This is a genomic window from Streptomyces sp. NPDC046866 (genome assembly GCF_040704625.1).
Lineage (GTDB): Bacteria > Actinomycetota > Actinomycetes > Streptomycetales > Streptomycetaceae > Streptomyces.
This window is the reverse complement of the sequence record NZ_JBEYXN010000017.1, coordinates 39,336-51,590: the sequence shown is the minus strand read 5'-3', so window position 1 is coordinate 51,590 and position 12,255 is coordinate 39,336. Positions and strand designations below refer to the sequence as shown.

The following is a 12,255-nucleotide window of genomic DNA, read 5'->3' as shown; positions in this document are numbered from 1 at the left end:
GCGATGTCGGAGGCATCGGGTTGCATGGGGGCATGAACGCAGACCTGAGGTCCTCGGCCGACTCCGTACTCGCCCGTTTGGTGGGCGACCCCACGGGCAGCGCACGCCTGCGCGAGGACCAGTGGCGCGCCATCGAGGCCCTCGTCGCGCACAAGCGGCGCGCCCTGGTGGTCCAGCGCACCGGCTGGGGCAAGTCAGCGGTGTACTTCGTCGCGACCTCGCTGCTGCGGGCCGCCGGCGCCGGCCCCACCGTGATCGTCTCCCCCCTGCTCGCGCTGATGCGCAACCAGGTCGAGGCCGCCGCCCGCGCCGGGATCCACGCCCGCACGATCAACTCGGCCAACCCCGAGGAGTGGGAGCAGATCCAGGCGGAGGTCGCGGCGGGCGAGGTCGACGTCCTGCTCGTCAGCCCCGAGCGGCTCAACAACCCGGACTTCCGCGACCAGGTGCTCCCCAAGCTCTCCGCCGCGACGGGTCTGCTCGTGGTGGACGAGGCGCACTGCATCTCCGACTGGGGGCACGACTTCCGCCCCGACTACCGGCGCCTGCGCACCATGCTGGCCGACCTGCCGCCGGGCGTCCCGGTGCTGGCGACGACCGCCACGGCCAATGCCCGGGTGACCGCGGACGTCGCCGAGCAGCTGGGCACCGGAGCCGGCACGGACGCGCTGGTTCTGCGCGGCCCGCTGGACCGCGAGAGCCTGAGCCTCGCCGTGCTGTCGCTGCCGGACGCGGCGCACCGGCTCGCCTGGCTCGCCGACCACCTCGGCGAGCTGCCGGGCTCCGGCATCATCTACACGCTGACGGTGGCCGCCGCCGAGGAGGTCACCGCCTACCTGCGCCACCGCGGGCACACGGTGGCCTCGTACACGGGCAAGACGGAGAACGCCGACCGCCAGCAGGCGGAGGACGACCTCCAGGCCAACCGCGTCAAGGCCCTCGTGGCGACCTCCGCCCTGGGCATGGGCTTCGACAAGCCCGACCTGGGCTTCGTGGTGCACCTGGGTTCGCCCTCCTCGCCGATCGCCTACTACCAACAGGTGGGCCGCGCCGGCCGCGGCGTGGAGCATGCGGAGGTACTGCTGCTGCCGGGCCGGGAGGACGAGGCCATCTGGCAGTACTTCGCCTCGGTCGCCTTCCCGCCGGAGGAGCAGGTGCGGCGCACCCTCGACGTGCTGGCGCAGGCGGGCCGCCCGCTGTCGCTGCCCGCTCTGGAACCGCTGGTGGACCTGCGGCGCACCCGCCTGGAGACCATGCTCAAGGTCCTCGACGTGGACGGGGCGGTGCACCGGGTCAAGGGCGGGTGGACCGCGACCGGCGAGCCGTGGGTGTACGACGCCGAGCGCTACGCGTGGGTGGCCCGCCAGCGGGCCGCGGAGCAGCAGGCCATGCGGGACTACGCGGCGACCTCGGGCTGCCGCATGGAGTTCCTGCGTCGCCAGCTGGACGACGAGCAGGCCGCCCCGTGCGGGCGCTGTGACAACTGCGCCGGCGCCCGCTTCACGGCGGACGTCTCCAGTACGGCACTGGACACCGCCCGCGGCGAGCTCGGCCGCCCCGGCGTGGAGTTGGAGCCGCGCAAGATGTGGCCGACCGGGCTCGCCGCCGTCGGCGTCGACCTCAAGGGCCGCATCCCCGCGGCGGAGCAGGCCTCCACGGGACGGGCGCTCGGTCGGCTCTCCGACATCGGCTGGGGCAACCGGCTGCGCCCGATGCTCGCCGCGGGGGCCCCTGACCAGCCGATCCCGCCGGACGTGGCGCAGGCGGTGGTGGCGGTCCTCGCCGACTGGGCCCGGGGGCCGGGCGGTTGGGCGTCCGGCGCCCCCGACGCGTCCGCCCGGCCGGTCGGCGTGGTGTTCCTGCCCTCGCGCAGCCGGCCGCAGCTCATCGGCTCGCTGGCCGCCCGGATCGCGGAGGTCGGCAGGCTTCCGCTGCTCGGTGCGCTCGCGTACACCGACCGGGTCCCGGAGTTCGGCCTGCCCTCTTCCAACAGCGCCCAGCGGGTGCGCGGGCTCCACCAGGCCCTGGAGGTTCCCCCGGCGCTGGCCGCGACGCTGGCCGAGGCGGCGGGTCCGGTTCTCCTCGTCGACGACCGCTCGGAGAGCGGCTGGACGCTCGCGGTGGCCGCCCGGCTGCTGCGGCAGGCAGGGGCGAAGGAGGTGTTTCCGCTGGTACTCGCGCTCCAGCCATAGCCGTTTGAGTCATCCTCAGCGCGGCGGGGCAAGGATATGAACGGCATACCGGCGAATTCCGGTCGGCCGCGCCAATTGCTCGTTGCCGCATGCTCGCAGGCCACGCGAGAATCGGAGTGCTCCCGCTCGGCTCGACGGCACTCCCTGGGCCGTGCTGCGGCGCGCCCGCACGTCAGCTGTGCCCGTCCGCGGGCGAGTACCCGAAGGGAGGACCGTGGCCTTCGGATTCGCCCCGCCCTCGACGACGTCACTGACGACGACCGGCGGCGCCAGCCGGCACGGAAGACTGCTGGAGCCCGCCGAGTGGACGGCGGCGGGCATTCCCCTGCTGACCAATCCCCGCGAGGTCGTCAGCGGACTGCACTCCCGGCACGACCCGAGCCCCTCGACGGCGGTCATAGCCGTCCTCGGCCCGGAGGAACGGCTCGTGGCCAGCGCCTCGTTCGTCCCGCGGTCGGCCTCCGCCGACGGCTGGGACTACCGCAACGCCCTGCTGGCCGCCCTGCGCCGGGTCATCCCCCACGACCTGCGGCGCCGCACGCCGGTCCGCACGGCGGTGCTGATGTACTGCCGCGAGGGCGACGAGCGGTGGACCGAGGAGGACGGCGCCTGGATGTGGGGGCTGCGGGACGCCTGCACCCTCCACGGGCTGCGCTGCGGGGCGTACATCACGCTGACCCGAGGCGGCTGGCAGGTGCTCGGCGAGGGCCGGGGCGGCCGGCACCCCAGCTCGGATTCACGGCCCGAACGGCTCGGCGACACCGGGGCCGACTTCCCCCCGGTGAACCTGCGCACCGGGGGCGGCGCGGCCGAGGCCCTGCGCCGTACCGCTGCCCGCTGACACCGCGCTGCGCCGAGGCGCCCCTCGCCGAGCGGCCGTACGCCGGTACACGCCCGCCGTCCCGCGACGGCGACGGCGACGACTGCTACAGCCGCACCCCGTGCCACCCGCCGCGACGGCGGTGTCGGCCCCGCCACCGCGCACGTCCGGCGTGCATCCGGGCAGGCGTCGCGGCCGTACACCCCGGGAGCGGGCGTACGGCGGTCGGGCCGAGGGCTTCAGCGGGGCCGGCACCCGGCCAGCCCCGCCCCTCGCCCGCACCGGGTCACGGGGCGTCAGACGCCCGCGCCCAGTACGGAGTTGATCTCCTTCGGGTCGCCGCAGACGATCAGCAGCGCACCGGCCCGCGCGAGCGCGGCGGGCAGTGCCGCGGCGGCCGCTTCGGCAGGTCCGCCGTTGGCCGCGAAGACCACGACGGGACGGCCCGCAGCGCGCTCGACCTGCGCCGCGTCCGCGTAGAAGACGTCGTCCCCGGCGTCGTGCAGGGCCCAGTACGCGGCCTCGCCGAAGGACAGCTCGTGGGCGGCCCACGGGTGCAGGTCGCCGGTGGTGAGAACCAGGACGTCACCGGGAGCGCGCCCGGTGTCGAGCAGCAGGTCGACGGCCTCTTCGGCCGCGTCCAGCGCACCCTGGGCGGAGGCCGGGATCAGCTGGATCTGCGGAACCGCCGCGGAGACGGACGGTGCGGCGGTGGCGGGAACGGACCCGGGGGCGGCCTGTGGTGCCCGCTGCGCGGGCGGTGCGGGCCGGGCGGGGCCGGGGCGCCCGGGCCGCGGGACGGCGGCGGGACGCGGACCAGGTACGGGGCGGGGGGTCGGCGCGGTGCGGCTCGCGGCCGGCGTGACGCGGGGACCCTGGGCACTCTCGTGAATCTGAGGCTCCTCGTGGGTGAGAGGCATGAGTGGGTGACTTTCAAACACCGGTACGAAACGTACCGGCCGGTGGCACGTGGGTGCGATCAGAAATCGAAGCCGAGTTGGCCTCCGTTTTCCAGTTCCATCGACTCCTCGCTGCGGCGGACCTTCTTCAGGTGGCGCCAGCGCGGCAGGGCGTCGAGGTAGGACCACGAGAGCCGGTGGTACGGGGTGGGACCCAGCTCCTCGAGCGCCGCCCGGTGCACGGGCGAGGGGTATCCGGCGTTGTCGCCGAAGCCGAAGACCTCGAAGCCGCCGCCCTGCGTGCTCAGTTCGGCCATCATCCGGTCGCGCCGGACCTTGGCGATGACGGAGGCGGCTGCGACGGCCACGCACGACTGGTCCCCCTTGATCACCGTACGGACCTGCCAGGGTGAGCCGAGGTAGTCGTGCTTGCCGTCGAGGATCACCGCGTCGGGCCGGACCGGCAGCGCCTCCAGCGCGCGCTCCGCGGCCAGCCGCAGTGCCGCGGTCATCCCCAGCTCGTCGATCTCCTCCGGGGAGGCGTGTCCCAGGGCGTATGCGGTGACCCAGGCCTCCAGGACCTCGAGGAGGGCGTCGCGCCGCCTCTGCGTCAGCAGCTTCGAGTCGGTGAGCCCTGCGGGCGGGCGGCGCAGTCCGGTGATCGCCGCGCACACGGTGACCGGACCGGCCCAGGCCCCTCGTCCGACTTCGTCGACCCCGGCGATGACCTTGGCGCCGGTGGTTGCGCGGAGGGAGCGTTCGACGGTGTGGGTGGGTGCTTCGTACGGCATGGCGCCAGTTAGGTTACGCCGCCCCGAGCCGCCTGCACACCCCGGCCCGGGCACAGTGGGCGCGGCGGCTCACGGACTGCGCTGCGGCCCCCTCACCCGGTCGGGCCTTTCCTCGGCGCCCGGATCCCCTCCTTCGCTTCCGCACATCTTCGGGCGATGCATCAGGCATCACCGCAAGGACGTCCAGCGCAAACGGACCCGCCTCATCCGTTCGCCCATCACCCCTGTCAATCCCCTGCCACAGAAGATCCCCGATCATCCGGTTCGCGGCTGGCGCAGCCCCACCCGGATCGCGCCCGTGCACGCCGCACAGGGATGGGATCGCATTCGTGAAGGACCACACGGAGCGTCTGACCGTCGGGCGACCGCATGCCGCCCACACCCGCAATCGCAGCCAAAGCCACGGCCACAGCGGCACAGCCCGCCCCGGACCCACCCGCAGTCCGGGACCTCACCGATCGGCGTCCCAAGGCCGCGTCGGAAATCGCCCGTTCGAGTTCCGGGGCCGCCTGCACACCCGCGCGCCGTGCGTCTGTGCCGTCACTGCCGTCATAGCCGTCACAGCCGGCCCACGTGCCCCTCGCACGCATTTTCCGCCATGGCGAACGGTTGTCTCCGGTTACGGCTGCCTCCTACGGTGGCCCCCGGTGAACGGATGCGTTCACTCTTTCACTACGGGGGGTTCCATGGTGAAAAGCCAACAACTGGCCGCGGCCCGGATACCCGGCGCGGCCCGCCGCGAGGGCCGTCCCGGCGTGGCACTCGTCGTCATCGCCGCATGCCAGCTCATGGTCGTGCTCGACGCGACGATCGTGAACATCGCGCTCCCGCACATCCAGACCGCCCTCGCCTTCTCCACCACCGACCTCTCCTGGGTGATCAGCGCCTACACGCTGGCCTTCGGAGGTCTGCTGCTCCTCGGCGGCCGGGCCGGCGACATCCTCGGCCGCAGGCGGGTGTTCCTGACCGGAATCCTGCTCTTCACGCTGGCATCGCTGCTGGGCGGCTTCGCCCAGGAGCCGTGGCAGCTGCTGGCCGCCCGCGCCCTGCAGGGGGTCGGCGGGGCCATCGCCTCGCCCACCTCGCTGGCCCTGATCACCACGACCTTCGCCGAAGGCCCCGAACGCAACCGCGCCTTCGGCGTGTTCGCCGCCGTCTCGGCGGGAGGCGGCGCCATCGGCCTGCTGGCCGGCGGCATGCTGACCGAGTGGCTGGACTGGCGCTGGGTCCTGTTCGTCAACGTCCCCATCGGTGTCCTGATCGCCGTCCTGACCCCGCTCTACATCGCCGAGTCCGAGCGCCACCCGGGCCGCTTCGACATCGCCGGGGCGCTCACCTCGACCGGCGGCATGGCCTCGCTCGTCTACGGGTTCATCCGCGCCTCGGAGGACGGCTGGCGGGACGGGCTCACCCTCGTGTCGTTCACCGCCGCCGCGGTCCTGCTCGGGCTGTTCGCGGTCATCGAGTCCCGGGCCCAGGACCCGATCGTCCCGCTGCGGATGTTCGCCGACCGGAACCGGGCCGGCACCTATCTGATCATGCTGGGCCTCGCGGCCGCGATGTTCGGCATGTTCTTCTTCATCGTCCAGTTCGTACAGAACGTCCTGGACTTCTCCCCGATCGAGGCCGGATTGGGCTTCCTTCCGGTCACCGCGGCGATCATCACCGCCGCAGGCCTCTCGCAGCGCCTGCTCCCCCGGTTCGGCCCCAAGCCGTTCATGGTCGCCGGATCGGGCCTGACCGGCATCGGGCTGGCCTGGCTGGCGTTCATCCGCACCGACAGCTCGTACGTCTCCGGCGTCCTCGGGCCGATGCTGCTGTTCGGCTTCGGCATGGGCCTGAACTTCGTGACGCTCACCCTCACCGCCGTCTCGGGGGTCGCCCGGCAGGAGGCGGGCGCGGCCTCGGGGCTGCTCAACGCCAGCCAGCAGGTGGGCGGCTCGCTGGGCCTGTCGATCCTGGTGACCGTCTTCGGCACGGCCGGCCGCACCGAGGCCGAGAAGCAGGCCGCGGACTTCGCCGCCCGCGCCGACGCCGCCCAGCTGGCCGCCTTCGAGCAGACCGGGCGGCTGCCCGACCCCTGGGGGGACGTCGTCCTCACGCAGGGCATGGCGACGGCCTTCCTCGCGGCCGTCGCCATGGCCGGCCTCGCCCTGGCGACGGCGCTGCTGGTCATCCGGGTACGCAAGAGCGACCTGGCGGCCCTCGCCGGAGCAGCCGCCGAATCGGGACCGCCGGCCTGAGCCCGGCGGCCGCGGCCGGCGCCGCCGGACGGCCGGGGCCGCCGGACGGCCGGGCTCGGGAGCGCCGTGCCCGAACCGCGCCCGCTGCTAGCCCATGCTGCGCGCGAAGGTCCCCAGCCGCGAGCAGACCTCGTACGAGGCGGTCACCGGCCGCGAGTCGAGGATCCTGCGGGCCCGGTACTCGCCGAGGCTCATCGCGTACCACGGCACCCGGCCCGCCTTGGACAGGTCGTCGTTGATGCCGCGCAGCGCGCAGGAGCGATGGGGTTCGGGCAGCCGGTCCAGTGCCGGCACCGCGTCCGCCGACAGCGACTGGAAGTACGCCAGGTCGATCTTGCCGGTCCGGTGGAAGCGGTCCGCGTTGTTCTCGGCGACCATGCCGTCGGGCGAGAGCAGCCCGAAGGCGAGGACGGTGGCGGCCGCGCTGGCCGCCACCGCGCGCGGCAGCCAGCGCGCCCCGAAGGCGCCCGCGGCCATGATCAGGACGATGACCGCGCCCAGCCACAGTTCCATCGCGGCCACCGACAGCCGCAGCCGGGTCAGCCCGTACGCCTCCACGTACAGGTCCATGCGGCGCAGCGCGGAGGCGACCACGACCAGGGTGAGCACGCACAGGGTGCCGAGGACGGCGCGGACCAGCCGCCGGTCGCCGGATCCGGTGCGCGGGGCCCAGCGCAGTGCGAGCGCGATCACCGCGAGGGTGAGGAGGGTGGCCCACAGCAGCTGCCAGAAGCCTTGGCGGGCGTATTCGGCGTAGGTGAGCCCGGTGCTGCGCAGGACCTTGTCGTAGCCGCCGAACAGGACGGCCAGCTGGACCGCGTTGAAGCCGGCGAAGAGCAGGTCGAGCACGATGAGCGGAAGCGCCCATTCGACCCGGGAGCGGGGCTTGCCGGGGGCCGGCCGGATCCGGTCCCAGCGCGAGGGGGCCGCGGCGGTACGGGCGAGGGCCAGCGCGAGGACGGCCCCGACCGCGAAGAGCACCAGGCGCACCGGCCCGTCACCGACGGAGACGTCGGGGGCCAGCCCGCTCAGCAGGTCCGCGAAGGCGGCGTCGGCGGAGGCGAACAGGGCGCCGAACAGCACCAGCAGGACCGCGGCCACGCCGACCGCCTTGGCGACGGGCACGAAGCGCGCCCGGTCGACGCCGCTGCCGCGCGAGCGCAGCCCGGTCCAGGCCCAGTGGCTGCCGGTCACAAGGGAGTCGACGAGGCCCAGCGGACTGAGCAGCACACCGGCCCAGGTGCGGCTGCCGTGCAGGGCCAGCGCACCGGTGAGGACGGCGGCGAGCAGGGCGAGCGTGGCCGGCCAGCCGGCGTCGCGCAGCGCGGGCACGGCGAGCAGGGCCCAGGCCACGGTCCAGGGGTGTGCCGTGCGGCGGGCGGTGCGCGCGGCGGCGTACGCGGCGGCGACGGCCGGCACCGCGGCGAGCAGCAGGCCGAGGCCGAGGCCGTCGCCGAGGAAGAGGGCCGCGGCGAGGCCGGCGGCGCCTGCGGAGACCAGCACCGCCGTGGGCACGGGCGCGGCCTCGGCGGGCTCTGCGGCCGTGGCCCAGCGCAGCGGCGCGACGGACCAGGCGCCCTTGCGGGCCCGGTCCTGCCGGGTCCGATAGGCCTGCCAGGCCCGCGGATCCCATCCGGCAGGCACGGCGTCCGGGGCGGGGCCGGCCTGGCCCGGGGCGTGAGCGCCTGCCCCGCCGGCGGTACGGGCGGCCGCGGCCGACGGGTCGGCGGATGCGGCTAGGGCTCGTGATGCGAGTGGGTCTGCTGCTGCGGCTGGGTCTGCGGCTGCCGGGGCGGCGGACGCGGCCGGGGCACCTGCGGCTTCGCCCCCGCCGGCTGGGTCGGCCGCGCCGGCCACGTCGTCGGAGTGGGCGTCCGCCGCTCCGCGGGCGTTCTCTGACATCGGGTTCCCCTCCCTGTCAGCCGCCTCGTGGAACCATGGGGCGGCGAGGCGGACAGGGTAGGCCCGTGACGTGCGGCTTTACCGGCGCTTGGGCAGGCCTGTGGCAGGACCGTGACAATCTGCTCGGCGGCACGCCCGCTGCCACGGCGCCGTCGGCGGCGGGCGTCGTCGGGGGCGCGCCCGCGTCAGACCGCGTCAGACGGCCGGGGTCCGGGGCAGCCAGCCCGGGAGGTCCTCCGTCCGGGCCAGCCAGGCGGCCGGCAGCATGTCCTCCCCGCGCCCGCCCAGCACCCCGCCCACGATCGCGCAGGTGGTGTCGACGTCACCGCCCACCTGCGCGGTGGTCCAGAAAGCCCGCTCGTAGTCGTCCAGCGAACGGGCAGCCGACCACAGGGCGAACGGCACGGTGTCGTGGGCGCTGGTGCGCCGGCCGCAGCCGAGGACCGCCGCCACCGTGGTCGCGTCCCCGTAGTCGAGCATGTCCCGCGCCCGGCGCAGTCCGGCGCCGACCGCGCTGCGCGGCACGAGGGCGATCACGTTGTCCAGCAGGTCGGCGGCCGTGGGCGGGCCCAGCGGATCCGCCGCGAACGCCGCCGCCGCCGCGACGGCCATCGCCCCGCAGACCGCCTCGCGGTGCTGGTGGGTGGTGTAGGCGGAGATCTCCGCCTGATGGGTGGCCTGCTCCGGGTCGTCGGCGTACCAGGCGCCGAGCGGCGCGATGCGCATGGCCGCGCCGTTGCCCCACGACCCCTGCCCGTTGAACAGCTCGGCGGCCAGGGTGCGCCAGTCCTCGCCCTCCCGGATCAGGCGGAGCATCCGGTTCACGGCGGGACCGTAGCCGCGGTCGAAGTCGTGGTGGTGGGCGAAGGAGTTGGCGAGGGCGTCCTGGTCGATGCGTCCGTGCTCGGCGAGGACCGCAACGACCGAGCAGGCCATTTCGGTGTCGTCGGTCCACTGCCAGGTCCCGGGGCCGGCGGGCAGCTCGCGGCGCTTGAGCAGGGGGTAGTTCACGGGGACGAAGTACTGGGAGCCCAGGGCGTCCCCCAGGGCCAGCCCGCGGAGGCTGGCGAGGGCGCGTGCGTAGCGCCTTTCGGAAGAGGAGTCAGCGGTCATTGCGCGTCACTTTAGCCGTCCAGGTCGTAAGGCTCGGGTGTGGTCCACCGCTCAAACGGGCGGTCCATCCGGTAGCGGCCGTCCGGCCCGAGCAGGAGCATGCGGTACTCGCCGTTGCCCGGGTTGGACAGGGCCTCGAATTCGGCCACGGACCAGTGGAACCAGCGCATGCAGAACAGGCGCATGGTCAGCCCGTGCGTCACGAGCAGCACGTTCGGCGGGTGGTCCGGTGCCTCGAAGCTGCGGTGGAGGCTCTCCAGGAAGGAGCCCACCCGGTCGTAGACGTCCGCGCCCGACTCGCCTTGCGCGAAGCGGTAGAAGAAGTGGCCGTAGGCGTCGCGGTAGGCCTTCTGCAGGCGCACGTCGTCGCGGTCCTGCCAGTTCCCCCAGTCCTGCTCGCGCAGCCTGGGCTCCTCGCGCACCCGGACCCGCGCGGGGTCGAGGCGCAGCTCCCGGAAGGTCTGCAGGGTCCGGCGGTAGGGAGAGACGTACGCGCTGATGCGCTCGTCCCCGAAGATCTCACGCAGCTTCTCGCCGGCCTGCGCGGCCTGCTCGCGGCCGCGCCGGGTCAGCCGCAGGGCGTGGTCGGGCTCCCGCTCGTACACCGTGTCGTCGACATTGCCCTCCGATTCCCCGTGCCGGACAAGGACGATGCGCCGTGGTCGTACCATCCCACGACCCTATGCGGCCGGTGGCGCGCCCTGCATCCGGGCGCGCCGGTCGGCCTTCCGCTCTCCCTACGGTCATACCGTCCAGGCCGATTCGAGGTCGACGACGTCGCCGGTGAGGGCCTCGACGTCGGCCTCGGTCTGCGCGCGCAGGCCGAGGCGCTCGACCCGCTCCTGGCGGTACTTGCCGTGCTCGGCGGCGGCGTGCCACATGGACAGCACCAGGAACTCCCGGCCGGGGGCCTCCCCGAAGAGGCCGCGGATCATGCCGGGCGACCCGGCCATGGCCGGGTTCCACACCTTCTCCTGCATGAGGGCGAAGTGGTCCACGCGGCCCTCCCGCACCCGGGTGTGCGCCACGCGGACCACGTCGGCATCGGTGAAGCGCGGCTCGAAGCCGGTCTTCACGTCGAAGCGGTGGTCGAACAGGGTGACCCGGGCGTTCGTGTAGGTGCCGGTCTGTGCGGCGGCCAGACGGTCGTACGAGCGCGCCATGAACGAGTCGTAGAAGGAACGGCTCTCCCAGAACGCGAATACATGCGCGACCCCCTGCCTCCCCCGGCTCCAGCCACCGCCCTGTCCCCGGAATCCCGGTTCGCCGGGCAGCCCCGCCCATTTGCGCTGCCCGCGCTCGAACCCGCGTCGGTCCGTCACCGTGCAGCGAATCCACTTGACCAGCACGGCGTCATGGTACGGGCCCGGCGCGGCCGCGGTCAGTCCCCAGCGCGGTTGATCCGCGCCAGGTCCTCTACGTCCCGCTCGCCCAGCCGAAGCCCGAACTCCCGCTCGAGCACGGCGAGGAGCTCGCCGGGGGCGACGTGCTCGGACTCGGTGCGGCCGTCGGGATACAGGCGGGTGAGCTCGCTGCCGACGAGCGCCGTGCGGACGGCGTCGCCCGGCCGCTGCACGATCACCTGCCCGATGAAGGCGGAGCGGGGGTGCGAGGAGCTGTAGTGGTTGAGCAGGACGTAGTCGACGGGGTGGTAGCGCTGCGGTGAGAAGGCGTACAGGTCCCGCCAGCTCCGGCCGCGCCGCATGGACAGCGCGAGGATGCCGTCCTCCTCCTCGCGCACGGCGTACGTCCACTCCCCCTGCGTGCTCTCGGTTCCCGGGCGCGCGAGCGGGACGGGCTCGCGCGGCCCCTGGTGGCCGAACCCGGTGTCGCACAGCCAGGGTTCACCCTCCACGGTGGCGACGAGGACGGCGTGCGTCACCGGCAGGAGGGTGTCGCCCCGGGTGCGGTTGCGGGCGCCGCGCCCGGAGACCTCGAAGCCGATCCGCTCCAGGGCGGCGGCCAGCAGCAGGTTCTGCTCGTAGCAGTAGCCGCCGCGGCGGCCGTGCACGAGCTTGTCCTCGATGTCCTTGACGTCCAGCCCGACGGGGCGGCCGAACAGCACGTCCAGGCTCTCGAAGGCGATCGCACCGGTGTGGGCCCGGTGCACTGCGTACAACGTCGCGAGGTCCGGCCGGAGTTCCCCGTCGTCGCCGACGGGTCCGTCGTACCCGATCCGTGCCAGATACGCGTCGAGATCCAGCTCGTCACCGCTCCACATGACTCCCCCGCTCCCCGTGTCTTCGCTCTCGAAGCCGCGGGGCGCCTGTGCACCCCGCTGCCCACCATGATCGG

At 73.9% G+C, this 12,255-nt stretch carries 10 protein-coding genes; 3 read left to right on the top strand and 7 right to left on the bottom strand.

Annotated features, from left to right (window positions below; all coding sequences use genetic code 11):
* Nucleotides 1-32: 32 nt before the first annotated feature.
* Both AB0953_RS23455 and AB0953_RS23450 read left to right on the top strand, forming a co-directional pair.
* Nucleotides 33-2,192, top strand: a complete 2,160-nt coding sequence (locus AB0953_RS23455; protein ID WP_366861497.1) for a RecQ family ATP-dependent DNA helicase — start codon at nucleotides 33-35, stop codon at nucleotides 2,190-2,192.
* 214 nt (nucleotides 2,193-2,406) lie between these two features.
* Nucleotides 2,407-3,033 (top strand): hypothetical protein, encoded by a 627-nt coding sequence (locus AB0953_RS23450; protein ID WP_366861496.1) that lies wholly within the window; start codon nucleotides 2,407-2,409, stop codon nucleotides 3,031-3,033.
* Between the two features lie 275 nt (nucleotides 3,034-3,308).
* Here AB0953_RS23450 and AB0953_RS23445 read toward each other — a convergent pair whose 3' ends face one another.
* The gene (locus AB0953_RS23445; protein ID WP_366861495.1) at nucleotides 3,309-3,932 is read right to left on the bottom strand and encodes a hypothetical protein; all 624 of its coding nucleotides are present in this window, start codon (nucleotides 3,930-3,932) and stop codon (nucleotides 3,309-3,311) included.
* Between the two features lie 59 nt (nucleotides 3,933-3,991).
* Nucleotides 3,992-4,702, bottom strand: coding sequence for a ribonuclease HII (locus AB0953_RS23440; protein ID WP_366861494.1), 711 nt, complete (start codon nucleotides 4,700-4,702; stop codon nucleotides 3,992-3,994).
* A gap of 686 nt (nucleotides 4,703-5,388) precedes the next feature.
* Between AB0953_RS23440 and AB0953_RS23435 the strand changes: the two genes are divergently transcribed.
* On the top strand, nucleotides 5,389-6,945 hold the full coding sequence (locus tag AB0953_RS23435) for an MFS transporter (RefSeq protein WP_366861493.1): 1,557 nt from the start codon (nucleotides 5,389-5,391) through the stop codon (nucleotides 6,943-6,945).
* A gap of 87 nt (nucleotides 6,946-7,032) precedes the next feature.
* On the opposite strand, the gene AB0953_RS23430 is transcribed toward AB0953_RS23435, so the two are convergent.
* From AB0953_RS23430 to AB0953_RS23410, 5 genes are all read right to left on the bottom strand, one after another.
* On the bottom strand, nucleotides 7,033-8,847 hold the full coding sequence (locus AB0953_RS23430) for a DUF4173 domain-containing protein (RefSeq protein WP_366861492.1): 1,815 nt from the start codon (nucleotides 8,845-8,847) through the stop codon (nucleotides 7,033-7,035).
* 195 nt (nucleotides 8,848-9,042) lie between these two features.
* The gene (locus AB0953_RS23425) at nucleotides 9,043-9,960 is read right to left on the bottom strand and encodes an ADP-ribosylglycohydrolase family protein (RefSeq protein WP_366861491.1); all 918 of its coding nucleotides are present in this window, start codon (nucleotides 9,958-9,960) and stop codon (nucleotides 9,043-9,045) included.
* Between the two features lie 11 nt (nucleotides 9,961-9,971).
* Nucleotides 9,972-10,631, bottom strand: a complete 660-nt coding sequence (locus AB0953_RS23420) for a histidine phosphatase family protein (protein ID WP_366861490.1) — start codon at nucleotides 10,629-10,631, stop codon at nucleotides 9,972-9,974.
* Between the two features lie 72 nt (nucleotides 10,632-10,703).
* Nucleotides 10,704-11,309: a YdbC family protein gene (locus AB0953_RS23415; RefSeq protein ID WP_361904870.1), complete on the bottom strand. Its 606-nt coding sequence runs from the start codon at nucleotides 11,307-11,309 to the stop codon at nucleotides 10,704-10,706.
* Nucleotides 11,310-11,341: 32 nt separating this feature from the next.
* The gene (locus AB0953_RS23410; RefSeq protein WP_366861489.1) at nucleotides 11,342-12,181 is read right to left on the bottom strand and encodes an arylamine N-acetyltransferase; all 840 of its coding nucleotides are present in this window, start codon (nucleotides 12,179-12,181) and stop codon (nucleotides 11,342-11,344) included.
* Nucleotides 12,182-12,255 lie beyond the last annotated feature (74 nt).